22 protein-coding genes are annotated in these 26,133 nt (G+C 43.8%); 11 read left to right on the top strand and 11 right to left on the bottom strand.

Annotated features, from left to right (window positions below; all coding sequences use genetic code 11):
- Positions 1–231 precede the first annotated feature (231 nt).
- Positions 232–543 carry a hypothetical protein gene (locus tag HMPREF1254_RS06360; RefSeq protein WP_036873229.1) on the bottom strand — a complete coding sequence of 104 codons (312 nt, stop codon included), beginning with the start codon at positions 541–543 and terminating at the stop codon, positions 232–234.
- 176 nt (positions 544–719) lie between these two features.
- Positions 720–2,012: a histidine-type phosphatase gene (locus HMPREF1254_RS06355; protein ID WP_023057824.1), complete on the bottom strand. Its 1,293-nt coding sequence runs from the start codon at positions 2,010–2,012 to the stop codon at positions 720–722.
- A gap of 182 nt (positions 2,013–2,194) precedes the next feature.
- On the opposite strand from HMPREF1254_RS06355, the gene HMPREF1254_RS06350 reads away from it, so the two are divergent.
- The 5 genes from HMPREF1254_RS06350 (at position 2,195) to HMPREF1254_RS06330 (ending at position 7,616) form a co-directional block, all read left to right on the top strand.
- Positions 2,195–2,845 carry a hypothetical protein gene (locus tag HMPREF1254_RS06350; protein WP_023057850.1) on the top strand — a complete coding sequence of 217 codons (651 nt, stop codon included), beginning with the start codon at positions 2,195–2,197 and terminating at the stop codon, positions 2,843–2,845.
- Between the two features lie 176 nt (positions 2,846–3,021).
- Positions 3,022–4,515 carry an RNA polymerase factor sigma-54 gene (rpoN, locus tag HMPREF1254_RS06345; protein WP_036873231.1) on the top strand — a complete coding sequence of 498 codons (1,494 nt, stop codon included), beginning with the start codon at positions 3,022–3,024 and terminating at the stop codon, positions 4,513–4,515.
- 81 nt (positions 4,516–4,596) lie between these two features.
- On the top strand, positions 4,597–5,217 hold the full coding sequence (locus HMPREF1254_RS06340; protein ID WP_004347835.1) for a phosphatase PAP2 family protein: 621 nt from the start codon (positions 4,597–4,599) through the stop codon (positions 5,215–5,217).
- Positions 5,218–5,243: 26 nt separating this feature from the next.
- Positions 5,244–5,753 carry a 5-(carboxyamino)imidazole ribonucleotide mutase gene (purE, locus tag HMPREF1254_RS06335; RefSeq protein WP_023057827.1) on the top strand — a complete coding sequence of 170 codons (510 nt, stop codon included), beginning with the start codon at positions 5,244–5,246 and terminating at the stop codon, positions 5,751–5,753.
- A gap of 15 nt (positions 5,754–5,768) precedes the next feature.
- A complete protein-coding gene (locus HMPREF1254_RS06330; RefSeq protein ID WP_023057845.1) occupies positions 5,769–7,616 on the top strand; it encodes a 4-hydroxy-3-methylbut-2-en-1-yl diphosphate synthase in 1,848 nt (615 codons plus the stop codon).
- 92 nt (positions 7,617–7,708) lie between these two features.
- Here HMPREF1254_RS06330 and rnc read toward each other — a convergent pair whose 3' ends face one another.
- The 3 genes from rnc to HMPREF1254_RS06315 all read right to left on the bottom strand — a co-directional run bounded on the left by rnc (position 7,709) and on the right by HMPREF1254_RS06315 (position 10,336).
- The gene (rnc, locus tag HMPREF1254_RS06325; RefSeq protein WP_023057825.1) at positions 7,709–8,761 is read right to left on the bottom strand and encodes a ribonuclease III; all 1,053 of its coding nucleotides are present in this window, start codon (positions 8,759–8,761) and stop codon (positions 7,709–7,711) included.
- Positions 8,751–10,013, bottom strand: coding sequence for a beta-ketoacyl-ACP synthase II (gene fabF / locus HMPREF1254_RS06320; RefSeq protein WP_023057840.1), 1,263 nt, complete (start codon positions 10,011–10,013; stop codon positions 8,751–8,753). Before fabF ends, rnc begins: the two co-directional genes overlap by 11 nt.
- Positions 10,014–10,099: 86 nt before the next feature.
- Positions 10,100–10,336 (bottom strand): acyl carrier protein, encoded by a 237-nt coding sequence (locus HMPREF1254_RS06315; protein ID WP_004347843.1) that lies wholly within the window; start codon positions 10,334–10,336, stop codon positions 10,100–10,102.
- Positions 10,337–11,212: 876 nt separating this feature from the next.
- On the opposite strand from HMPREF1254_RS06315, the gene HMPREF1254_RS06310 reads away from it, so the two are divergent.
- Genes HMPREF1254_RS06310 through rd form a run of 3 tightly spaced genes read left to right on the top strand, consistent with a single transcriptional unit; the run spans position 11,213 to position 13,072 of the window.
- Entirely contained in the window at positions 11,213–11,815 is a 603-nt protein-coding gene (locus HMPREF1254_RS06310) for a DUF4254 domain-containing protein (RefSeq protein ID WP_023057848.1), read from the top strand.
- The gene (locus HMPREF1254_RS06305; RefSeq protein ID WP_023057822.1) at positions 11,816–12,874 is read left to right on the top strand and encodes a glycosyltransferase family 9 protein; all 1,059 of its coding nucleotides are present in this window, start codon (positions 11,816–11,818) and stop codon (positions 12,872–12,874) included.
- Positions 12,875–12,907: 33 nt separating this feature from the next.
- Positions 12,908–13,072: a rubredoxin gene (gene rd, locus HMPREF1254_RS11740; RefSeq protein WP_023057837.1), complete on the top strand. Its 165-nt coding sequence runs from the start codon at positions 12,908–12,910 to the stop codon at positions 13,070–13,072.
- A 500-nt stretch (positions 13,073–13,572) separates the two neighbouring features.
- On the opposite strand, the gene HMPREF1254_RS06300 is transcribed toward rd, so the two are convergent.
- The 6 genes from HMPREF1254_RS06300 to upp all read right to left on the bottom strand — a co-directional run bounded on the left by HMPREF1254_RS06300 (position 13,573) and on the right by upp (position 22,591).
- Positions 13,573–14,844, bottom strand: coding sequence for a glycosyltransferase family 39 protein (locus HMPREF1254_RS06300; protein ID WP_023057832.1), 1,272 nt, complete (start codon positions 14,842–14,844; stop codon positions 13,573–13,575).
- Entirely contained in the window at positions 14,820–16,835 is a 2,016-nt protein-coding gene (gene porZ / locus HMPREF1254_RS06295) for a type IX secretion system anionic LPS delivery protein PorZ (RefSeq protein WP_023057829.1), read from the bottom strand. The genes HMPREF1254_RS06300 and porZ overlap by 25 nt, the downstream gene beginning before the upstream one ends.
- Before the next feature lie 12 nt (positions 16,836–16,847).
- Positions 16,848–17,486 (bottom strand): non-canonical purine NTP diphosphatase, encoded by a 639-nt coding sequence (locus HMPREF1254_RS06290; RefSeq protein WP_036880310.1) that lies wholly within the window; start codon positions 17,484–17,486, stop codon positions 16,848–16,850.
- On the bottom strand, positions 17,434–18,411 hold the full coding sequence (locus HMPREF1254_RS06285) for a YitT family protein (protein ID WP_023057839.1): 978 nt from the start codon (positions 18,409–18,411) through the stop codon (positions 17,434–17,436). Before HMPREF1254_RS06285 ends, HMPREF1254_RS06290 begins: the two co-directional genes overlap by 53 nt.
- Positions 18,408–21,260, bottom strand: a complete 2,853-nt coding sequence (gene leuS / locus HMPREF1254_RS06280; protein WP_023057828.1) for a leucine--tRNA ligase — start codon at positions 21,258–21,260, stop codon at positions 18,408–18,410. The genes HMPREF1254_RS06285 and leuS overlap by 4 nt, the downstream gene beginning before the upstream one ends.
- Positions 21,261–21,931: 671 nt before the next feature.
- Positions 21,932–22,591, bottom strand: coding sequence for a uracil phosphoribosyltransferase (gene upp, locus HMPREF1254_RS06275; RefSeq protein ID WP_023057823.1), 660 nt, complete (start codon positions 22,589–22,591; stop codon positions 21,932–21,934).
- A 245-nt stretch (positions 22,592–22,836) separates the two neighbouring features.
- On the opposite strand from upp, the gene pckA reads away from it, so the two are divergent.
- The 3 genes from pckA to rhuM all read left to right on the top strand — a co-directional run bounded on the left by pckA (position 22,837) and on the right by rhuM (position 26,090).
- Complete coding sequence (gene pckA, locus HMPREF1254_RS06270; protein WP_023057835.1) at positions 22,837–24,450, top strand: phosphoenolpyruvate carboxykinase (ATP); 1,614 nt, start codon at positions 22,837–22,839, stop codon at positions 24,448–24,450.
- A gap of 133 nt (positions 24,451–24,583) precedes the next feature.
- On the top strand, positions 24,584–24,859 hold the full coding sequence (locus tag HMPREF1254_RS06265; protein WP_023057841.1) for a putative quinol monooxygenase: 276 nt from the start codon (positions 24,584–24,586) through the stop codon (positions 24,857–24,859).
- A 229-nt stretch (positions 24,860–25,088) separates the two neighbouring features.
- Positions 25,089–26,090, top strand: coding sequence for a virulence protein RhuM/Fic/DOC family protein (gene rhuM / locus HMPREF1254_RS06260; RefSeq protein WP_023057842.1), 1,002 nt, complete (start codon positions 25,089–25,091; stop codon positions 26,088–26,090).
- Positions 26,091–26,133 lie beyond the last annotated feature (43 nt).

The following is a 26,133-nucleotide window of genomic DNA, read 5'->3' as shown; positions in this document are numbered from 1 at the left end:
TGGCCTTCAGTTTGCACTATTTTTCAATAAGATAGGCATCGCCTCAGCAATTACAAACAAGCTTGATTGCGTTCGGCTCGCACTATCTTTACATAAAACAGACTGCGCCTCAATATAGCAAGTAAACTCTCTCTATGCTCGGCTTGCGCTGTTTTTTAATAAAATAGGGGTATGAGCATCATCATTCTTCAGCCGAAAGAATGTTCTCTCCTCCGAATTATGAATTATGAATTAAGAATTATGAATTAAAAAAGGTGGCGAATGAGCGTTTACCGCTAGCGGTTCACGATAAACGATTTGAGCTGTAAAAAGCGGTTTAACAATACGTTTTACAAGCAACACAGGCTGCCAAACAAAGAGTTTGGGCATGCTCATCTTGCACAGGTCAAAGTTACAAATGTAACAATACGTCTGTACTGTGGTTTGGTGTTGCTCTGTTTGGTCTAACTGCTGGACAGTTACTCTGTGCGCATGAACGTCTTTAACGAGAAGAGCCGAGATGAAGGTAAGCACCATCATCCACGCCATCAATCTGCGTTTCATTCTTCTTGTCATCATTCGCACTAAAATAACTGTACAATCTTTAGTTCGCAAAAATAGACAAAATACGGTAATCGCATGATAAAGAAACCATTTTTATCGCTGTTTTTTCATTTATCTTAACAAAAATATTGTTTCTTTACAATCCTTCGGCAACCATCAAAACAGCTGCCCTCCGGCTACTTTTTGGTTTGAAACTGATCTATTTTGTTCAGATAATAAGTCTTGAATTCGTTCCAATGGTAATAGGGAGCGATGTCGGTCGGGAGAGGTAGAGTGACTTCGTCTTCGTTCAGAAGCACCTTCACGAGGATGTCATGCGGATGCGCTTGCGAGCGATAGAACACGAACTGCAGGTTGCAGGCCATGGGGAAGATGCGGTAATCCAGCCAGTTCTCATCATCCAAACGCTCCAAATCCTCAATCTGTTTGCCGTAACCATTGATGTCTAACAGGCACACCAGGGGCATCACCATCGTGTCGTGTCCGTAACGAAGCGTTGCGCCGGGGTGGGAGAGAGCCACGCAACTGTCGGCCTCGGTGATGATACGGCGCAGCAACATGCGTTGCGAATAGGGCTGAACAGCACCGTTCAGGGGTGACGGGCCATAGTTGATATACCACCACGCATTGGTTTTCAACCACGCATCGTACAACTCGTCGTGGGTAAAGAGGTCTAAGAGCGACAGCTGGTGGCGCAGTTCGGTGCTCTGCACGTTGCTGGCAAGGTTGTAAAGCTGGGTGTTTAATCGTGTTGCGTCAACGTGTTCGCGCCAATAGCTTTCATCCTTGAAAATTCGGTTCATCACCCCTACATGGTTGTCATGCCGCTTGGCAAAAGCCTCGTAGACGTTTTTTACCTTGCCTGGCATTTTGTTTTTGTATAAAGCCGTGTCGCCATACACCAAATAGGGCATGTCATACGCACTGGCATCGTGCGTAATGTGCAGCTGAGGATTAAGCCTTGCCAGTTGCTGCAACGCATTTTCCATGGACAAGATGCAGCGAATGACGGTGCTGCTCTTGGCATCTACGTTTCTTTTTCCACTCAGCACTTCGGGAAAACGCTCGAACATGCGGCGTGCTATCTGCTGATGTTGCTCGGCTCCGCGTAAGGTTAACTCGCCCAATCTACCTTTCGACTCGTTGCAAATCAGGGTTACTTTGCGCAACACCTCCTTGCCCAAAGGGGTGAGTTTGCCCAGGCTGTCGGCCTGTTGCAGCGTGCGAAGCGGACCGTTGTAATCGTTTGGGTCGATGAGATAGCGCGAACCGTGCCGCCCATAATGACTGATGTAAAACGGAACATAGCCCTTTGGTGCAGGCGTGAGCTGCGGTTTGAGCGGACCAGGATAAGCATAATAGCCGTTGGCAGCCAACAAAGGGTTGTTGCGAATCTCGCTTTTAGAAAGTTGAGCGTTGGAGGTAATCCAACAAAAGCACAAAGACAGGATGATTAAAGTTTTGTTCATCGTGGTAACTATTGATTCATGAATGATGCAAAAGTAATGCTTTTGCAAGAAAAAGCAAAGCGTTTACTTGATGCTTTGCAAAAGTTATGCTATCTTTGCCTCAAAGAGTTTTCGCAGCAACTGTGTAAAACATGCGTCCTTGCCACATGCATACGCTCTTTATTTCAAAACAATGAATGATCATGTCAATACCCAATGAATGGTCGGACGACTGTTGGTTGCTGTTGATGCAACTGTACCTGAAGAAGCCAGTTGGCGTGAAATCCTTGTATTCGCGCGCCATGGTTGACCTTAGCTTGGAACTACACATACCGCCACAGACCTTATATGAGCAGATGTTTCGGCTGAGACGACTGGACACGCCACGCTTGGAAAAGCTGTGGAACGAGTATGCCGAGCACCCTAACAAATTGGCTCGTGGGGTAAAGTTGCTGAAAAAGATGCGGGGATTTGGACAAGCTGCATCGTTTTACGATGGGGTAGAGGTGAACGAATCTTTTGAACACGACTTCAAACCGCTCGCGGCTGACGCGGAACTCACACCGATGATGCTCATCATCATCTTGGATTTGTATTTCAGGCTCGTACCCATTACCATGGTAGCCCAAACACCCGAGATTGTCAGTCTGGCCAAATTGATGCGCCTGAAACCAGGAAAAATCGTCGAAGTGATGACGGTTTTCAAATTCTGTGACCCATATCTGAATCGTGATGACATGATGATTCACCCACTACTTGTACCCTGTCAGGACATTTGGCAGCGTTATGGCAACGCCAATCCGGAACACTTGGCCGCACTGGCCGCACAACTCAAGGATTATTTTAAAGATTGATCGTAGACGTTTTCTCTGCGTGCGCCAACCGAAAGCGAACCTGCCGGCTGGGCAATCTTGGAAAATTACCCCCAAAAGAAGCGGATTATAAGAATATCTTTTGTATTTTTGCATGTGCGTCAACAGCGTGTGAAGAACGCACGCGAACAGCATCAGAAAGGACTGGATATACAGCAATGGCCAACAAACTCATACAAACTCAAGAGCAACGACAACAGCAGGTACAGCGACTCTCGCAACAACAAATGTTGCAAGTGAAGCTGCTGGAGATGCCGTTGACCGAACTGGAGGAGAGCGTCAACGCCGAATTGGATGACAATCCGGCGTTGGAGAAAGCCGAAGGGGAGGAACACCATGAGGATGAAACGGATGGCCGGGACGAACGGGAGGAAGACTTTGCCGAGCAAACTGAACGCGAAGAGCGCGAAGAAGCGTTGGACAAAGCCCTGGAAAACATCGGAAGAGATGATGAGATGCCTGACGCTTACGGGGCTTATCATCCGCAAGACAACGCCGACTATGAGGAGATTGTTTACGGAGACACCAAATCTTTCTACGACAAACTGAAAGAGCAAATGATGATGGAGAACCTCACGGACACGCAGAAAGACGTGATGGAATACCTCATCGGCTCGCTCGACGACGACGGTTACCTGCGAAAGGATGTTGAATCGATTAGTGACGAACTGGCCATCTACCACAACATCGACGTCACGCCCACGCAAATAGAGGAGGTGTTGTACATCCTGCAAGGGTTCGACCCTGCGGGCATCGGCGCCAGGTCGCTGCAAGAGTGTCTGCTGTTGCAGGTGGAAAGGCGTCCGGAGAGCAAACTTAAAGACATCTTGCAGCAAGTGGTGACCCGCCAGTTTGACGCGTTCACCAAGAAACATTGGGACAAAATACAGGCCAACCTCAAACTATCCGACTTGCAACTGCGGACGGTTCAAGAAGAGATACGCAAGCTCAATCCCAAACCCGGCGCATCAATGGGCGAGACCATGGGTAGGAACGTCCAGCAAATCACGCCAGACTTTATCATCGACGTGGATGACAACAACAACATATCGTTCACACTGAACCAAGGAAAAATTCCACAACTAACCATCTCTCCGGCGTTTTCCGACATGGTAGACACCTACAAGAACAACAAGGAGAACATGAACCGGCAGGAAAAGGAAGCGCTGTTGTACGCCAAACAGAAAATAGACAAGGCGCAAGGGTTCATCGATGCCATCAAACAACGCCGACACACGCTGTACATAACGATGAAAGCGATTATAGACTGGCAGCGTAAGTTCTTCCTCGACGGTGACGAGTCAGACCTCAAACCCATGATTCTGAAAAACATTGCCGACAAGACCGGACTGGACATCTCTACCATCTCGCGCGTAAGCAACATCAAGTATGCACAGACGAAATGGGGCACTTTCCCGCTCAGGTTCTTCTTCACCGACAGCTACACCACCGATGAAGGGGAAGAATTCTCTACCCGGAAAATCAAACTGGCACTGAAAGAAGTAATCGAACACGAGGACAAACACAAGCCGTTCAGTGACGAGGCGCTGGCCAAGGAACTGAGAAAGATGGGATTCCCCGTGGCCCGACGTACCGTAGCCAAGTACAGAGAGCAATTAGGACTATCGGTTGCGCGGCTCAGGAAAGAATGATTGACGCATCGTTTGTCATGAATGACGCTGAAACATGAAGAAGAAACCATCCGCAAAGACACAACCTGCGGATGACACAATATGAAAGAAAAGAACATTATTTTGGCCGCTCGGACGATAAGCATCGTCTTCACACCCTTCTATCTGCCCGTGCTCGGACTGGTAGCGCTGTTCATGTTGAGTTATCTCAACAGGCTGGTTCCTTGGTATTACAAGCTTACCGTCATCATGATGGTGTATCTTTTCACCGTGTTGCTGCCAACCTTGCTGATACACCTGTATCGAAAATACCAGGGATGGACACTGCACGAGCTGGGAATGAAGGAGAGACGAATGGTGCCTTACATCATCTCGATTGTGTGTTACTTCGCATGTTACTACATCATGAACCTGTATCACATCCCACATTTCATCAGCAGTATCCTCATCACGGCACTCGCCATCCAGATTATCTGTGCGCTCATCAACGTCTGGTGGAAGATATCTACCCACTCGGCAGCCATCGGTGGCGTAACAGGCGCATTGATGTCGTTTGCCTTGTTGTTTCACTTCAATCCTACTTGGTGGCTCTGTTTGGCCATCTTGTTCGCGGGATTGGTGGGATCGAGCCGCATCATTCTCAAGCAACACACACTTTCACAGGTGAATGTTGGATTCATTGTGGGTCTGATATCCGCCTTTTATATTATCTCAATGATTTGAAATCAAACTCTTAAAACAATATGAATATGAAACCATTAGTAAGCATCATCATGGGTAGCACAAGCGATCTCCCTGTCATGGAGAAAGCATGTAAGTTTCTAAACGACCTAAAAATACCCTTTGAAGTGAACGCTTTGTCGGCTCACCGCACGCCCGCTGCCGTTGAAGAGTTTGCCAAAGAGGCCGCAAACAGAGGTATCAAAGTAATTATAGCCGCTGCCGGAATGGCTGCTGCGCTGCCTGGCGTGATTGCCGCCAACACCACATTGCCCGTCATCGGCGTTCCCATCAAAGGGATGTTAGATGGTTTGGACGCCATGCTCAGCATCATACAGATGCCACCGGGCATTCCAGTTGCCACGGTAGGGGTTAACGCTTCCATGAACGCTGCTATCCTTGCAGTGGAGATGTTGGCGCTGACAGACGAATCAATCGCGCAAAAAATCAAAGATCATAAAGCAGGATTGGGTGCCAAAATCACGAAAGCAAATGCTGATTTGGCAGCAATAAAAGATTACGAATACAAGACTAACTAAGAGAAACGTGTACTCATGACAGATCTTTTTAATTATCAACGCCGTAAATCGAACGTAGTACATGTAGGCAATATCGATATTGGTGGCGATAATCCGGTACGCATCCAATCGATGACCACAACCGACACGAATGACACGGAGGCGTGCATTGAGCAAGCAGAACGCATCATTCAGGCTGGCGGAGAATTGGTACGACTCACCACACAGGGTAGGAGAGAGGCTGAAAACCTGAAGAACATCCATGACGGATTGCATGCCAAAGGGTATGACACACCGTTGGTGGCCGATGTACACTTTAATGCCAATGTGGCTGACGTGGCTGCACAGCATACCGAGAAGGTTCGCATTAACCCGGGAAATTATGTAGATCCCGCCAGAAAGTTCATCCAATTAGAGTACACGGACGAGGAGTATGCGCGCGAACTCAAAAAGATTGAAGACCGGTTTGTACCTTTTCTCAACATTTGTAAAGCCAACCACACCGCCATTCGCATAGGGGTAAACCACGGATCATTATCGGATAGAATACGAAACCGATACGGTGATACGCCCGAAGGCATTGTAGAAAGCTGCATGGAGTTTCTCCGTATCTGCAAAAAACAGCAATTTGATGACGTTGTTATCTCCATCAAGGCAAGCAATACCGTAGTGATGGTGCAATCAGTGCGCTTGCTTGTCGACACAATGGACAAGGAAGACATGCACTATCCCTTACACCTTGGCGTAACAGAAGCTGGAGAAGGCGAGGACGGACGCATCAAGAGTGCGGTGGGAATCGGTGCTTTGTTGGCAGATGGCATTGGAGACACCATTCGTGTATCGCTTTCTGAAGAACCCGAATGTGAGATTCCCGTGGCCAAACACTTAGCAGATTACGTAGCAAAGCGTGCCGGACACCTGATGATTCCAGCAGAATCCAATCCGCACTTCAACTTTCTTCGCCCTGAAAGGCGTAAAACACGTGCAATTGGCAACATTGGTGGAAGCAACGTACCCATTGTCATTACTTCGAACGAAGGCCGCAATGCCGACTACATTTACGTGGGCAGCCAAGTTCCTCCATACGCGGAAGACCGGAAATATATCGTTGATTACAGCGAATACCACGGCGAAAAACATACCTATCCCATCTTTCCAGCCATGGCCATGCCATTCATTGGCAGCATGAAGTCGGACATCAAGTTCCTTGTGTTGCAGTTCGGAACACCTACAGAGGAATATGTTGCATGCCTGAAAGCCCATCCCGAGATTGTTGTGGTGTGCATGAGCAACCACCAAAACAGGGTAGGAGACCAGCGAGCACTGGTTCATGAGATGATGAACAACGGTGTGTACAATCCAGTAGTCTTTGCCCAAATGTACCACCACGATGACAAGAGCGACTTCCAACTGGACGCATCGGCCGACATGGGAGCATTGATGATCGACGGATTGACAGATGGTATCTGGCTCATGAACGACGGAAAACTGTCCGACAGCGTATTGGAAGACACTGCATTCAACATCTTACAGGCAGGAAGATTGCGCATGAGCAAAACCGAATACATCAGTTGTCCGGGCTGTGGACGCACCTTATACGACCTACAACAGACCATTGCGCGCATTAAAGACGCCACAAAAGAGATGAAAGGACTTAAGATAGGCATCATGGGATGCATTGTCAACGGGCCTGGAGAGATGGCTGATGCCGATTATGGTTATGTCGGTGCCGGCCCAGGAAAGGTTTCTTTGTACAGAAAACAAACTTGTGTGGAGAAGAACATTCCTACGGAAGAGGCGGTAGAACACTTGCTCAAACTCATCCATAATGATCAGAAAGCGGCCAATTCACAAGCTGAACCAACCGCATCACTACAGACTTAAACACCTATAGACAAGAATTTTAAAGGACGATACATGGCTGCTGTCGACAGATACGCCGACAGCAAGCATCTGTATGCACGCTACTGACGCAGCTATTCATTCGAGAAGGCTTCTTCTTCGGCCTTGGCAATGACTTCCTCATCGCTCATTCTTTGGGCGCTGATATCGTCTAAATGTAGCTCATCAATCTCATCTACCAAGTTGGAGATAACAGGCGACTCTTCACGAACCTCGTCTTGAGACTCCGTAAAGACCTCTTCCTGGAAGGGTGATTCGTGCTTTTGTACCGGTAGGTCTTCACTCTTCACCACGATGAAATCATCCTGTGGATGCGTGTCCGGCACGATTACTACCGGTTCTTCTTCCATCTTGGTACGATTGGTCTTGGCGGCAAACACCTCATCAATGAACTGTGGCTTGCGTTTCAGTTGTTCCAACGTGAGCTTACTGGCCAGCTGTTGACTCTCTTTCTTACTGAATCCCTCACCAGAACATCCCTCAACACCTTCCAATTCGGCTGCATACTTAAAGATCGGGTTACCGTTTTTATCCTGTCCTTGATTCAACAACTTGAAGTTAATCTTCACCTTGTTTTTCTGGCTCCACTCAATCAGCTTACTCTTAAAATTCACTTCCTTGTAAGCTACCTTATCGATATTGAGCATTTCTTTCAAGATTCGGTCTTTCATGAAGCGCATGCAAGCATCGTAACCACGATCCAGATAGATGGCACCCACAAGTGCTTCGAACGCATTTCCGCCCATATAACTGTTATGAGAGGCGTTGCGTCCGCTGCTGAGGATGAGCTTGCAAATGCCCATCTCGTTGGCCAACTTGTTCAAGGTGCTGCGTTGAACCAGCTTACTGCGTGTGTTGGTGAGAAATCCCTCACGTTTTCCCGGAAAATGCTCGTACACGATATGCCCTACCGTAGCATCGAGAATGGCATCGCCAAGAAACTCCAAGCGCTCGTTATTCACGGGTTTGCCCTTGGCATTGCGACGCATGACGCTCTTGTGCATCAAGGCCAATTTGTAATAACTGATATCGTGTGGATAGAAACCGATGATACGGTATAAAGACGAGTAAAGCTCCCTTTCACGACGGAAGGGGAGCTTTATCCGATCGAGAATATTACTCAGCATACTTCTTGAATACTACGCAAGCATTATGTCCACCAAACCCGAACGTATTACTCAAAGCTACACGCACCTCACGCTTTTGAGCTTTGTTGAACGTAAAGTTCAAGTCGTAGTCAATTTCGGGATCCTTGTCATCCTCCTCATGATTGATAGTTGGAGGAATGATGCCGTTCTGAACCGCCAACACACATGCCATAGCCTCAACAGTACCTGCTGCACCCAGCAAGTGGCCGGTCATACTCTTGGTAGAACTGATATTCAATTTGTATGCATGGTCACCAAACACATTCTTGATGGCTTTAACCTCAGAGATGTCTCCTACAGGTGTGGAAGTACCATGCACATTGATGTAATCAACATCTTCTGGCTTCAGGCCGGCATCTTCAAGAGCTGCGGTCATCACCAACTTAGCACCAAGTCCTTCCGGATGGCTGGCCGTGATGTGATAAGCGTCGCCACTGGCACCCTCACCAATCATTTCAGCATAGATTTTGGCACCGCGCGCCTTGGCATGTTCCAACTCTTCAAGAATTAAACAGCCAGCTCCCTCGCCCATGACGAAACCGTCACGACTGGCACTGAACGGCCGTGAAGCGTGTTCAGGGTCGTCATTACGGGTTGACAACGCATGCATGGCATTGAAGCCACCCACACCACTGGCCGTAATGGCTGCCTCGGCACCACCAGAAACGATGATGTTCGCCTTGCCCAAACGAATGAGATTGAATGCATCTGACAAGGCTGTGCTCGAAGAAGCACACGCACTGGTTGTGGTATAGTTGGGACCATGAAATCCAAAAAGAATGGAAATCTGCCCGGAAGCGATGTCGGCAATCATCTTAGGAATGAAGAATGGGCTGAATTTTGGTCCGTTTTCCTTGTTCAAGGCATAATACGAAACCTCTTCTTCGAAGGTTTTAATTCCTCCGATACCCACACCATAGATGACACCAATACGGGTTTTGTCTTCTTTTTCCAAGTCAAGTCCAGCATCTTTTACACCCTGCATGGCCGAAATCATGGCTAACTGCGTGTAGCGATCCAGCTTGCGTACGGCCTTTCTATCAATATAGTCTGTGATATTCAGGCCTTTTACTTCACAAGCAAACTGTGTCTTGAAGTTGGAAGTATCAAATAATGTAATAGGAGCAGCACCACTCTTACCTGCCAACATGCTTTTCCATGTTTCTTCAGGCGTATTGCCAATAGGTGTCACGGCACCAAGTCCTGTTACTACTACTCTTTTTAATTCCATTGATTGAATAAAAAAAATTGATTAAAAGCAAATTGAAATTGAGCTGAAAGAAATCTCCCAGCTCAACCCAAATCGTTTGCTTTTAATTATTTTGCATTTTCTTCGATATAAGAAATAGCATCACCTACCGTTGCAATTTTCTCAGCTTTATCGTCTGGAATAGAGATGCCGAATTCTTTCTCGAATTCCATAATCAGCTCTACAGTGTCCAATGAATCGGCACCCAGATCATTGGTGAAACTTGCTTCTGGCTTTACTTCTGCCTCATCAACACCCAACTTATCTACGATAATAGCCTTTACTTTGCTTTCAATTTCTGACATAATTGTAACTTTTTTAAAATGTTTATAAGTGATTCATTATCAAAAATACGGATGCAAAGGAACAAATTTTTATTCACATCTACAAATGTTTTATCGAAAAAAGTACCTTATATTGCACATTATACCATATATTGTGCAATATTATTGATTGTTTTATTGAAAATTGCTGTAATTTATAGAGTTATAATAGGTGGTATCTTCAAAAAATAAAAAACAGACATGAATAAATAGGTAAGTGCGTAATGATATGCAATACTACGGCATTTTAGAACATGATAAATCACGCTACTACCTGAAAAAATGTAGAAATTTTTAACCAAATAATACCCCTAAAACAGCACTTCAAAACTTTCATTCTGGAAAAATTTACTATGCATAGAGGGAGCAAACAAGCTATCAGGAGGCAAGAAAAATTAAATTTTAAGGCAATAACAATACGTTTAAGTTGCAATATATAAGACTTTACAGGGTAAATTGCATGACATAACACATCAAAAGCATGCATATTGAAGCCTAAAAGCAATGTGTTTAACCTGAAAAAAACAAAAATGAGGTAGTCTAACCATGAATGAAAACTGTATTGTATTATGTGTCAATAATATACAAAATCAACGTATATTTGGCGTATTTGCAAACGGATGAAGAGTTGTTTGCAAATACGCCCAAAATAAAAAGGTTACGTGTCAAGAAAATTCGCATAGCTTTCAATATTTATTCTGATTGATCAAAACAGTAGAAAAATAAGAACGTCTAAAACGATAAAAATCAAATTAAACAACGCATACTTTATTACAATGTACTAAAAAACCTAGATTTTGTTTTGACCATTACCTTTTATTATTTATATTTGCATAAGTAACCAAAAGCAAAAGCAATATGTCATTTAGTGAACAATGTAATAAGATTTTTCAACGAGCCATTGATGATTATCACGTCTATGATGATATTGACACACCAATCAATAACCCCTACGACGATGGAACCATCGAAAACCGGTTGTATCTGAAGTGCTGGATTGACACTATTCAATGGCATTTCGAAGATATCATCAGAGACCCAAATATTGATCCCATAGAAGCGTTGGCCTTGAAGCGCCGCATTGACCGTTCAAATCAAGACCGTACCGATCTTGTGGAACAGATAGATAGCTATTTCAGACAGAAATACAGTGAGGTGAAGGTGCTGACCGACGCACGCATCAATACCGAAAGTCCGGCATGGGCCATTGACAGACTGTCCATATTGGCACTGAAGATTTATCACATGCGCGAGCAAGTCGAACGAGAAGACGCTTCAAAAGAGCATAAAGATACATGTATGGCCAAGCTGAACGTGCTGCTGGAACAACAAAAAGACTTGGGAACAGCCATAGATCAGCTGCTGGATGACATCCAAGCGGGACGAAAATATATGAAGGTGTACCGACAAATGAAGATGTACAATGACCCTTCCACCAACCCGGTTCTCTACAAAAAATAAATGAAGACCGAACATCTGCTCATCATACGGTTCTCGGCTATGGGTGACGTAGCCATGACGGTTCCGGTAGTGTACTCGTTGGCAAAACAATATCCCAACATTCGTATCAGCGTGTTGAGTCGACCTTTCGCAGCGAATTTCTTTAATAATTTGGCATCCAACGTGGATTTTATGTCCGCTGACCTGAACAATGAATATAAGAATCTGCGCGGATTGAATAAACTTTACCGGCGACTGACGGCCAAAAGATTCACCGCCATAGCCGATTTTCATGATAACTTGCGCTCGAAATATCTACGATGTAGATTTTCGTTAGACAGGTTCAAAGTTGCTCATATCGACAAACATCGAGCCGACAGACGTAGGCTAACCGCAAAAGGGAATAAGGTATTGACGCCGCTACAAACGTCGTTCCAAAACTATGCAGATGTTTTAGCAAAATTAGGTTACCCCATTGAGATAGATTTCACATCCATTTTTCCACGTCAAGACGGTACCATGCCTGATTTACCAGATGGCATCGAAGCAAATAACAAGGACAAACGGTGGATTGGCATAGCGCCTTTCGCAGCACACAAGGGTAAAGTTTATCCATTGGAAAAAATGGAAAAAACAATTGAAATGATACAAACCAAGTATGAAAATACACGAATTTTCTTATTTGGGGGCAGAAAAGAAGAACAAGAACAACTGTCTGTGTGGGCAGAAAAGTTTGACAGATGTGTCAGCGTTCCTACAATATTAGACTCTTTGCAAAAAGAACTGCTTTTGATGTACCACTTAGATGTGATGATTAGCATGGACAGTGCCAACATGCATTTGGCATCATTGGTCAACACACCCGTCATCAGCATTTGGGGGGCCACGCATCCCTTTGCGGGATTTATGGGGTGGAATCAAAGTTCAGACCTCGCAGTTCAAACAGACTTAGCGTGTCGCCCGTGTTCCATTTATGGCAACAAACCGTGTTGGAGGAATGACTATGCTTGCTTAAATGAAATAAAACCAGAACAAATCATCAATAAACTTGATGAAGTTATCAATAAAAACAGCAAATAAAATTAATTTATTCACTTATTAAAAAACAAAATTATGAAAAAGTATGTATGCGAAACTTGCGGTTATGTTTATGACCCAGCAGAAGGCGATCCTGATGGAGGCATCGCTCCCGGAACAGCATTTGAAGATCTCCCAGATGATTGGGTATGCCCATTATGCGGTGTAGGAAAAGAAGATTTCTCTCCCGAAGAGGAATAATATAGTATTTCATTCATTTAAAAAAGGCAGCAACTTAGGTTGTTGCTTTTTTATTTTCTTCTTTCTAAACCACTTAACAATTATACACAATGAGTGTGGATAACTCTGTTTATAAATATTGAATAACTGTCTGTTTATCCACTTAGCAATAAAAGAACATAAAAGTTGGTGCATATCCACACATTTATGATAAAGTTATACATCAATTTCCACAATTTTTCAGCCATGAAATTTATCAACTTATTCACATCATTCGATACTACATATTATTGTGGAAAAGATAGATAACAAATTGGTTGACAATAGAAAGATATGCTGTTGAAGTGTGTAAAAAGCAACATAAGAGTGGAATAACGTAAAAAACAAAAAAATCGATGAATAGTTATCAACATATCAACCGCACATCATCTCTCTTCATATTTCTTTCTTTTAAAAAATAAATAAAAAGAATATATAAATAGGATGTGGACAACTAAGTCGTGAAAGAGAAATGGTATGTATTAGATTGCTCGTCGGTTGTGAATGAATTCATAGATGCTAACCGCCGCTCCTATGAAGATAAAAGGCATAAAAGGAGCCTTGAACCGGGTTTCTCCGTGTACTGCTAAGACCAAAGCTAATGAACCTCCTATGACAATACAACATAAAAGAAACAAAGTGTCGTACCTTTTTTCTGAACATAAAACGTGGAGGGAAAAGGCAAAGGTAAGCAGAAGGAATGCGTAATAAATCATGTTGAGCAGTCCAAACCACTGTATGGAGGATAGATTTTGAAGGTTGTATGGTAGCGTTCGATAGGGGAGTGTGACGTAATTGTTTTGGGCTTTTGATTTATCATGCAAAAAGGCAGGTATGTTATCCATGTCGTTCATGTACATGTAAACCAATCTACCGGGTATTTTACTCAAATAGTTTGCTTTGTTATCCTTGAGCCATTCCAAGCATCTTTGTTTCCATATTTGGTTGCATTCTATGGCTGTTTTATCCTTCATGTGCCCAATATACCTGATGGTTCCTTTGGGATAAGCCTCTGCATTGTAATGAGGTTCTACGCTGGTTTCGTATGTTGCTGCTGCCATGTTGAACCACAAGGTTTCACTTTGGTATAAGAAATAGCCCGTACGCAGCCAACAACTGGTGCCAACCACGAAGATAAATAAGGTATATCCAGCCAGCAGGGAGCTGAAAGAACGCAACCATTGCTTGTTTTTGAAGAATAGAAAATAGAGAAAAAACGTCCCCATGAATACCAAACCGATGGGACGAAACCAGTTGGCCACAGCCATTAACATGCCTGCTATGAAGAAATTTCGCAAACGGGAGGTGTGCAGAATGATGAAAACTGCTCCTAACAAGAGTGTGATGGATGGTATTTCGGAGAGTAAGGTTGTGCTTTGTCCCCAATTATTGGGATAGCACACATATAATAATAGGGCAATGAGTCCTATCTGTTCGTTGCATGTTTTTTGTGCAATGCGCGCTAATAAGTAGGCTGAAACGGCTTTGAGGAAGCACATCAACACCAAGATGGGATAGACAGAATGGAATAGATACAGCGAGAGAGCCACCAAATTAATCTGTCCGATGTTCCAAATAAAGGGTTGTCCATTGATGGTAGGAGCACAAGGATAGGGTTCTCCATAGTCGATGCACATCCTGGCGTATTCAATATAGCCATCTCCATCGTTTGTGGGTGTATAGCCGAATAGGAAGAGTACCAACAATAAGAAAGCCAGAAAGAGCAGACTTATCTGACGATAGCGATTTTGCATACAGTTCCTTTGTTGCCTGTTTGATCGGCAGTTTGTACCATATAGATGCCCGATGCCACCGGGTTTCCGTTCATATCATTGCCATCCCACACGAAAGTTCCGCCATTGCTTTTACCTTTAGTCACCAAGGTACCATTGACAGATACTATTTTGATGTCGGCTTGATAACTGAGTCCAACAACTGTTATGGGACCATTGTAAGAGGGTTCTACTGGATTTGGGTATGCGTAGGTAACGTCTTTGTTCATCGATTCCACTGCCTCGGTGGCGTCACTTTGAAAAGAACAAAGTCCCTTGTCTGTCCCAAAAAACACTTCTCCTGTATGGTTATTGATGGCAATGCTTTCCACATGGTCAGAAGGTAATACGCTGTTTGCCATGGTAAAATGATGAATTTGCTGGTTGTTATCTGCACTGATGAGATATACCCCATTGCTACCTGTGCCAAACCATTTGCGGTTACTCTTGTCAACTGCAATGCAGGTGATGTCAACTCCTGCCAACAAATAGTCGGCTAAGTTAGTTCCGTCGTTGCGAGGAATCTTTATTTGCGTGAACGTTACATCGGGAAGTTGATTGATTTTTGAGGCTTCAAGCAGCAATACTCCTGTGTTTGTACCAATCCAAAGATTGTTCTCCATATCTTCGGCGATGTATTTTACTGCTGTTGTTTTTAGGTTATTTCCATCTTGGTTGATGAAATTGGTTATCGTGTGCAGTGTTTCAGTCTTCCTATCATAACAAAACAGTGCCGGAAACTTGTAGTTCCCGTTGCCGAACCACAATAAGCCTCGACTGTCAAACATGGGATGATGGAGCAAACTGGGGCTCACTCCATTTCTCATCAGCGATGATTGATGATGTGATTTCATGGTTCCATCTGGCAGTAATTCGATGATGCTTTGTCCCTTGGTTTGGTTGTTTAATATCCAAAGATGGCGCTCTTCATCGAACAGCAGTCCGTTGATAGGAACATATTCATTATCCAATTCCTTTCCTTTATCCACTGCTGGCATCAGAATACTGTTGTCTTTATTGTAGTATTTGGTGAGTTTACCGTTTTGAAATTCGTAAAGTCCAGTTCTACCTCCTGCAAATACGTGGTTTTCATCTTTAGGGTCGATGGCTAAACAATTGATGTCTGCATACGAATAGCCTGTTGTTTTCTGGATATCATCTTGATAGATGTGCCATTGACCATCCTCTAAAACCTGGATAATACCTAGATGTGAGAGGCTAACACCTTCTGCTTCAAAGCCTCCTCCCGAAGTATAAAGGCGGTTATTGATAAACTTTAGAAAATAAAAATGGTTGTATTGCGGACCTTCCGGACACATGCTTTCCATTTTATTCCATAGTTCTTTGTCTACTTCTTTGTTGTTTTCAGAATAGTTTCCTATTCTTTTCCAATTCTTCTTGTCAAGTAAATTAGCAGATAAATCAGCAGCATATTTTCCATGGGTAATTGATGCTGCAATGATTTTATTTTGCTGTATAAGTGTCCAATCAACGCGAAAGCCCAGAAAATAAGTATCACTAATCTCGGCATCACTCACATTGAGCTTGACAATACCAAATCCTGTAGACAGATAAGCATAGATTCCATTTACATAAATGCTGTAAATGGTTTTGTCTTCTGTCAGCGATTTTTTATAATAGTCAGCGATATTGGTAACGTTTCCTTTACCATCCAGTAAGTCAATGTTGTTGTTTTTGTAAACAATAATCAATCTTTTTGCCGCAGAACAATAAGCAATGTGGCTGATTTCAACATCATTCAATCCTGTTTTCTTATCAAAAGTCTGTATGCTGTTGTCATCCTTATCATAGCAAAACAATCCACCTGATGCCAAAACATAAACCCTGTTTCCTGCCTGTTGCACGTCCATTATGTCATGATAGGCAGGATATACTTTCCAAGAACCTATCTGAGACAAGCCTTGCAAGCAACCCATGATGAGAAAAAGGACAGATACTATCGTTGTTTTCATTGCGCCATTCAGTTAGACAGATTGTGCTATATCTTCGTTAAGATAGGCTGCTAATTTTTCAACTGCCAATGCACGATGCGAAATGTGGTTCTTTATATCTTCACCAAGTTCGGCAAAACTCTGGTTATATCCGTTGGGAATGAACAGCGGATCATAGCCAAAACCAGCATCACCACGTTTCTCTTCTGCAATTAAACCATCCACACGTCCTTCAAAATAATGTATTTCAGGTGCTGCACAAGCATTATCTACATTTTCTTCTTGTTGATTTTTGGGATGTTGCAGCAAGGCAATGACAGTGCGAAAACGAGCCTTTCTGTTTTCTTTATCCTGTAATTCGTACAACAATTTCTGCATGTTTGCCTCGCTATCATGGTCGGTTCCTTCGGCGTAGCGTGCGCTGTGAACGCCTGGTTGACCATTAAGAGCTTCCACTTCAAGGCCCGTATCATCGGCAAAACAGTCCAATCCATAGTGTTCAGCCACATACATGGCCTTTTGTAAGGCATTCTCTTGCAAGGTATCTCCTGTTTCTGGAATATCCTCATGACAACCAATATCTTGCAAAGACACTATTTCAAACCGTTTTCCCAGTATGTCACGAATTTCCTGAAGTTTGTTTTTGTTGTTTGTTGCGAATACGATTTTCATGTTTTTTCTTTACTTTTACCTTGATTTGATCAAATCCTTCCCCATACACACCGATGACTGAACTTTGACTGACAAAGGCATTTGGGTCGGTCATCTTGATGAGACGGAAGATTAACTGGCTTTCATTTTTACGGGCTAACAAACAAATTACCTTGATTTCTTGTCCGGTATACCAGCCGTGACCATCAAGAATGGTGAGTCCATGATCAGTTTCTTTGGACAGAATGTCGGCTATCTCTTCGTGTTTTCTCGAATAAATCATGAACTGTACCGATTGCCGTTGACGGGCAAACACAAAGTCGAGCATGAAACATTCGATGATGATGGTGCAATAACCAAATACCACTTTGTGAGCTCGTTCAGCCATTTCGCCAAACTGTGGGAAGAAGAAACAGCTGCTGACTATAAAGATATCTACCAATATTAGTACCTGTCCTAAGGACATATCCTTGTATTTGTTGACACAAGCAGCAATGATATCCGACCCGCCTGTACTGCCATTGTTGAGAAACACCACTGCCAGTGATGAACCAGTGATACAGCATCCAATAACCATTGACATGAAATCTTGTCCCTCGCCCAATACCTTGATAAAGTTTCCGTTAGCATCCAAAGGCATTAAACTTTGTGCAAACATTAACATGAAATAAAGGGCAATGATGGCATAGATGGTTTTCATCATGAATCTGAAGCCTAAAATCTTGAGCGCAACGATCAACAATGAAAAGTTGATAATCATATAAGTGTTTTCCAACTTAAAGCCCGTGGCGTAATACACAATGGCTGACATACCGGTAACACCACCAGTTACAATCTGGTATGGTAACAGGAAAATGGTAAATGCGGTAGTGTAAAGTAAAAGACCTAATGTAATAAAGACATAGTCTTTCACTTCATTCATGACATATTCTTTATTCTTAATCATTTCAGAACGATATTAATGATTTTTTTTGGAACGATGATAGTCTTGATAATTGTTTTGTCTGCGATGTATTTTTGTGTGCGCTCGTCGGCAAGCACCTTTTCTTCAATGGCTTCACGACTGTCGTCTATGCCGAACACCATCTGGAAACGAGCCTTTCCGTTGAACGATACCGTCATCTGTACATCGCTTTCTTTGAGATATTCCTCATTGTATACAGGCCATTGGGCATCGCAAACCGAACCCTCTCCACCCAACACATGCCACAGCTCTTCACTGATGTGTGGCGCAAAGGGTGACAATAGTTTGATGACATCCTTGAGCAGTTCCTTGTTGGCGCACTTGCTTTGCGTCAGTTCGTTTACGCAGATCATGAAGGCAGAGATGGCCGTGTTGTATGAAAACTGCTCGATGTCGCCCGTCACTTTCTTGATGAGTTTGTGTACAGACTTCAGCTGTTCTTTTGTTGGCTCATCGTCGTTGGGCAAGAACTTGTCGGTTCTGTTTTCGTAAATCAGTCCCCACAGTTTCTTCAAGAACCGGTGACAACCGTCAATACCGTTGGTATCCCATGGCTTGCTGGCCTCTACCGGGCCTAAGAACATTTCGTACAAGCGCAGCGTGTCTGCACCATACTGTTCTACTATCATATCAGGATTGACAACGTTGTACATCGATTTCGACATCTTCTCGATGGCCCAGCCGCACACATATTTATCTCCTTCCAGGATAAATTCAGCATGTTTGTATTCCGGCCGCCACGCTTTGAAGGCCTCTATGTCCAACACGTCGCCGTGAACCATGTTCACGTCCACATGAATGGGAGTGGTTTTATATTGTTCTTTCAATCCCAATGACACGAAAACAGGCGCAGCCGAATGGTCATCGTTGTTGATACGATACACAAAGTTGCTGCGTCCTTGTATCATTCCCTGGTTCACCAGCTTCTCAAAAGGTTCTTCCTTGAAGGAGTAACCATAATCATGCAGGAACTTATTCCAAAATCTTGAATAAATCAAGTGACCCGTGGCGTGTTCCGTTCCACCCACATAAAGGTCCACATTCTGCCAATAAGCAGCTACCTTTTTATCCACTAATGCCTCATCGTTGTGCGGATCCATGTAACGTAAATAATAAGCCGAACTGCCGGCAAAGCCCGGCATGGTGTTTAGTTCCAATGGGAATATGGTAGAATTGTTGACCAGTGATTTGTCCACCACCTTGTTTTGTTCCACGTCCCAGGCCCATTTCTTGGCCCTACCCAATGGCGGTTCGCCTGTTTCGGTAGGCTCATACTTGTCAATCTCAGGCAATTCGAGCGGCAAGCATTCTTCTGGAATCATGTGAGGCATTCCGTCTTGATAATACACCGGGAAGGGTTCGCCCCAATAGCGCTGACGAGAGAAGATGGCGTCGCGCAGGCGATAGTTCACCTGAACGCGCCCGATACCCTGTTCAACCACATATTTTCGGGTGGCGGCAATGGCCTCTTTCACCGTCAATCCATTGAGGCTCAACGGTGTTTGTTTTCCTTCAGCCGGACTGTTAATCATGATTCCCTCTTTCGCATCGTAGCTCTCTTCACTCACGTCAGCCCCTTCAATCAGCGGAATGACGGGCAGATTGAAGTGCTTGGCAAAGGCATAGTCGCGGCTGTCGTGTGCCGGAACGGCCATGATGGCCCCTGTTCCGTAGCCTGCCAGTACATAGTCACCCACCCAGATGGGGATGTTGTCGCCCGTCAATGGGTTCACGGCGTAGCTTCCGGTGAACACTCCGGTTACTTTTCTATCGGCGATACGTTCGCGTTCGGTGCGCTTTTTCGTCGCATCTACATATTCTTCCACCGCCGCAGCCTGCTCGGGAGTGGTCACTTGGCTAACGTATTCGCTCTCTGGAGCCAGCACCATGAACGTAACACCGAACATGGTATCGGCGCGGGTGGTGAACACCGTCAAAGACAGGTCATCGGCGTTTGCCACTTTAAACTGCACTTCGGTACCTTGCGAGCGTCCAATCCAGTTGCGTTGTGTTTCCTTCAGCGACTCCGTCCAGTTTACTTTTTCCAAACCGTCGAGCAAGCGTTGCGCATACGCAGACACGCGCAAGCACCATTGTTTCATTTTCTTTTGCACCACGGGGTAGCCACCTCGCTCGCTCACACCATCTACCACCTCATCGTTGGCCAGCACAGTGCCCAGTCCGGCACACCAGTTTACCATCGTTTCGCCCAGGTAAGCGATGCGATAGTTCATGAGCGTTTGCTGCTGTTGAGGCTCAGTCATAGCTTTCCATTCATCGGCTGTGAACTGTAGTTCTTCGCTCTGAGCCACGTTCAAACCGTCAGTTCCTTTAGTTTCAAAATGCTGTATGAGCGTTGTAATAGACTGTGCTTTCTGCAAATCGTTGTCATAATACGATTGAAACATTTTGATGAACGCCCATTGTGTCCACTTGTAATATGCTGGGTCGCAGGTTCTGATTTCACGATCCCAATCGAACGAAAATCCTATCTTGTCCAACTGTTCGCGATAGTGCTTGATGTTTGCTTCGGTAGTGATGGAGGGATGTTGCCCTGTTTGTATGGCATACTGCTCGGCTGGCAGTCCATAGGCGTCGTAGCCCATGGGGTTGAGAACGTTGAATCCATTCTGTCGCTTGTATCGCGCATAGATATCACTGGCAATATAGCCCAAAGGATGGCCTACGTGAAGGCCCGCTCCAGATGGGTAGGGGAACATGTTGAGTACATAATATTTTTTCTTTTGGGCATCTTCCACAACGTGATAGGTTTTGTTTTTCACCCACTGTTGTTGCCACTTTTTCTCAATTTCTCTGAAATTGTATTCCATAAGATATCCTAAATTAACGTTCTGTTGTGTTTCGATGTGTATATAATAGGTGACAAAAGTACGAAAAAAATAAGATATGGATTGTATAAATACTGAATTTTATTAATAATAACCTGTCTGACAGCAGTTGATACGATAAGCACCAACGTTGTGTGAAGAGGATGAAACTGCACTGATTTATCGTGTTTCAACAGAGAATGCGATATTGATAAATGTCCTAATTATTTACCAAATAATGGCCTTAAAACGGCACTTCCTATTTGGTCATCTAGAAAAAATCAATGGGCAGGGAGGAAGCAAAAATAAGATTTTTGGGTGAGAAAAATGAGATTTCGGTGCAATAGCCTTGAGTTAGGATTGCTATATGCATGACTTTGCGCCGCAATAACTATGACATCATGCCGCAAAAGTATGTATATTGCGGGATATAAGCCATGCTATTGGTTTGAAAAAGATAGCGAGAACGTTGCTTTATGTAGAGATAGAAATGCAATGTATTGAGTCTGAATGAGATACGAAAAACTCTCATTTTTGGCGTATTTGCAACCTTTAGTGAAGTTGTTTGCAAATACGCCAAATATAAGGAAGTATGTTGTCAAGAAAATTCATCATCATTTTGATGCGTGATGATGCCTTTCATCGACGGGTACCATCTTGCGGTAGGAGTGTGGTTACAGCTTTTCGCCGTAGCAAAGGTCACCAGCATCCCCGAATCCCGGTACGATGTATTGGTGCTCGTTCAGTCCCGGATCGATGGCAGCGCACCAGATAGTGGTTTTCTCCTCAGGGAAAGTCTTCTTGATGTGTTCGATGCCCTCCGGACTGGCGATGACACATGCTACGTGAATACGCTTGGGCGTGCCCTTGGTGAGGAAAGCCTTGTAGCCCAATTCCATCGAGGCACCGGTGGCCAACATGGGGTCAGCTATGATTAAAGTCTTACCATCGATGCTTGGTGTAGCCAAGTATTCTACATGAACGCCAATGTTGTGGTGTTCCTCGTCGGTGTATTCGCGGTAAGCAGAAACGAAGGCGTTGCCCGCATGGTCGAAGATGTTGAGGAATCCGTTGTGAAAGGGAAGACCAGCGCGGAAGATGGTTGCCAAGACAATCTTGTCGGCAGGTACGTTGACTTGTGAAATACCCAATGGGGTAGTAACATCCTTGGTTTCGTAATCCAATTGCTTGGAAATCTCGTAAGCCTCCAGTTCACCAATTCTCTGGATGTTGTTACGAAACAGCAAGCGGTTCTTTTGGTAGTCTACATCTCTCGTTTCAGCCAAATATTGATTGATGATAGAGTTAGACTCACTTAGGTTGATAATTTTCATTGCGTAGCGTATGTTATGTTTTCACCGTGCAAAAATAGGCAATTTCCGTTTATTTTTGCAAAGTGAAAATTGCAAATGTCAGTCACACACATTGTTTTTTTATTTCTTTAACCTAAAGAGTACAATCAATATACATTTTTTATAGGCTAAAATTTGTCAACCTATTTATTTTAGTTAATTTTGTAGTCGTCAAAGAGAAGACGTGATACAGAATAATTATTCACACTTAAATACATTTAAATATAATGGCAAAGTTTGATAAATCGGTACTGGAAAAGTACGGAATTACAGGTACAACAGAAGTTGTTTACAATCCTTCATACGAAGTGTTGTTTGAAGAAGAGACCAAAGAAGGTCTGGAAGGCTTTGAGAAAGGCCAAGAAACCGAACTGGGTGCAGTTTGTGTTCAAACAGGTATTTACACCGGTCGTTCGCCTAAGGACAAATTTATCGTTGACGATGCAAACTCTCACGACACTGTATGGTGGACCTCAGATGAATATAAGAACGACAACCACAAGATGACAGAAGAAGCTTGGAAGGTTGTTAATGAGTTGGCAAAGAAAGAACTTTCTAACAAGCGTTTGTTCGTAGTAGACGGTTTCTGCGGTGCCAACAAGGACACTCGCATGAAGATTCGCTTCATCGTTGAAGTAGCATGGCAGGCTCACTTTGTGACCAACATGTTCATCCGTCCTATCAACCAGGAAGAACTCGACCAGGAGCCCGACTTCATTGTTTACAATGCTTCTAAGGCTAAGGTAGAGAACTACAAAGAACTGGGCTTGAACTCTGAAACTTGCGTTGCTTTCAACGTAACAACTAAAGAGCAAGTTATCTTGAACACCTGGTACGGTGGTGAGATGAAGAAGGGTATGTTCTCTATGATGAACTACTTCTTACCTTTGAAAGGTATGGCTTCAATGCACTGCTCTGCCAACACTGACAAGAATGGTGAGAACACTGCTATCTTCTTCGGATTGTCAGGAACTGGTAAGACAACCTTGTCTACCGACCCAAAACGTTTGTTGATTGGTGATGATGAACACGGATGGGACGACAATGGTGTATTCAACTTTGAAGGTGGTTGTTATGCTAAGGTTATCAACCTTGACAAAGAGTCAGAACCTGATATCTATGGAGCTATTAAGCGTAATGCACTTTTGGAGAACGTAATTGTAGACGAGAATGGTAAGATTGACTTTACAGACAAGAGCCGCACCGAGAACACTCGTGTATCTTATCCTATCTACCACATTAAGAACATCGTAAAGCCTATCTCTGCTGGTCCTGCTGCTAAGCAAGTGATCTTCTTGAGTGCTGACGCTTTCGGTGTATTGCCTCCAGTATCTATCTTGAACGAGGAGCAAACCAAGTACTACTTCCTCTCTGGTTTCACCGCTAAATTGGCAGGTACAGAGCGTGGTATTACAGAGCCTACTCCTACATTCTCAGCTTGTTTCGGTCAGGCATTCCTTGAATTGCATCCAACAAAATATGCTGAAGAGTTGGTAAAGAAGATGAAGAAGAATGGCGCTAAGGCTTACTTGGTGAACACAGGTTGGAACGGTACGGGCAAACGTATCTCTATCCGTGACACTCGTGGTATCATCGATGCTATCTTGAACCACTCTATCGACGAGGCTCCTACCAAGACTATACCTTACTTCAACTTCGTAGTTCCTACCAAGTTGGAAGGTGTTGCTACAGAAATTCTCGATCCTCGTGACACTTACAAAGACGCATCACAGTGGGATGAGAAGGCTAAAGACTTGGCTGCTCGCTTCCAGAAGAACTTCGTGAAATACACCACGAACGAAGCTGGTAAGGCTCTTGTAGCTGCAGGTCCTCAGCTCTAACTCTGATTAAGACACGATTCATATAGACTGGGGCTTATTCATTGAAGAATGATGAATAAGCCCCTTTTTACCTTTGTGTACATAACCTTTTAAAAAAATCATATTTATAACCATTTAAAACCAAAATTCAATCATGATCAGACTAAACGCATTCTTGAAAGTAGATGAGAAGGATCGTCAACGGGTACTATCACTTGCAAACCAACTCGTAGACAAGTCGCGTCAAGACGAGGGTTGTATCAGTTACGACTTCTTTGAAAGCACAACCATTCCTGGTGTATTTATGTTTTGTGAAACATGGAAAGACCAAGAATCTCTGGACAAACATGCCAATGCTCCCCATTTCTTGCATCTGGTACCTGAGATAGAAACTTTTGGCAAGATGAAGTTGGAAAAATTCATGTTCTAAAGCTCATTCATCGAACCACACCATATATTATTAACAGATAAGAAGTTTATTATTCATCGATAAGAAGCGACACAAGTCCTAAGAATCGTGGGAGTTGTGTCGCTCTTTTTATCCCTTGTGATTTGGATGTTTTGTTGTTGAATGTATCAACAATTCAAACACCATTTTTAAATGAAACTACTGATAATTTTCATAACTTTGTGTTTATATCAAAGAATAGCATACGGATATGGCAGAACGATTGAATCTGAATAACCAAATTGTGCTCTATCAGAGTGAAGATGGCACGATCCAACTTGATGTGAAGTTGGAAGGAGAAACCGTGTGGCTTAATCGTCAACAAATGGCAGAACTCTTCGGAAGAGATGTGAAAACCATTGGCAAACACATCAACAATGCACTGAGGGAAGAATTGAACGATGGAATTTCAACTGTCGCAAAATTTGCGACAGTTCAAAAAGAAGGCACAAGACTTGTAAACCGAGAGATAGAATACTACAATCTTGATATGATAATATCTGTTGGTTATCGTGTGAAGAGCAAGCGAGGCGTAGAGTTTAGACGATGGGCAAATGGCATTTTGAAACAATTTCTTATCAATGGTTATGCTGTGAATGAGCGTATCCGGCAACGGCAAATAGCCGAATTGCGTCAGTTGGTATTGGTGGTTGGCAGAACAATAGAACAGCAACCTGTTGCCACGACCGATGAAAGTCATGCTCTCTTTGACGTGGTGGTGGATTATACCTATGCTTTAGACACATTGGATAACTATGACTACCAGCGGTTGTATATCAGCAAAACTACGCGGAATGAACTCTTTTATGCTACTTATGAAAATGCCATGCAAGAAATAGAGATGCTTCGAGAAAAGTTTGGTGCATCAACACTATTCGGCAACGAGAAGGATGAGTCCTTTAAAAGCAGCATTGGACAGATCTATCAAACCTTCGATGGCGAGGAACTCTATCCAAGTGTTGAGGAGAAGGCTGCCATGCTTCTCTATCTTGTTACCAAGAACCATTCGTTCAGCGATGGAAATAAACGCATCGCCGCCACACTTTTTCTTTGGTTTATGAACAATAACGGTATTCTTTACCGTGAGGACGGATCCAAACGCATCGCTGACAACACTCTCGTGGCACTTACTTTGATGATTGCTGAAAGCCGAACGGAGGAAAAAGACATCATGGTGAAGGTTGTTGTTAACTTAATCAATAAGAGTAATTAAATAGGGTCATTTCATTTTACCAATGAAAACATCTTTTTTTAGG

It is taken from the genome of Prevotella sp. BV3P1, assembly GCF_000479005.1.
Classification (GTDB): domain Bacteria; phylum Bacteroidota; class Bacteroidia; order Bacteroidales; family Bacteroidaceae; genus Prevotella.
The sequence above is the reverse complement of the archived record's forward strand: the minus strand, read 5'-3'. Positions and strand labels throughout refer to the sequence as shown.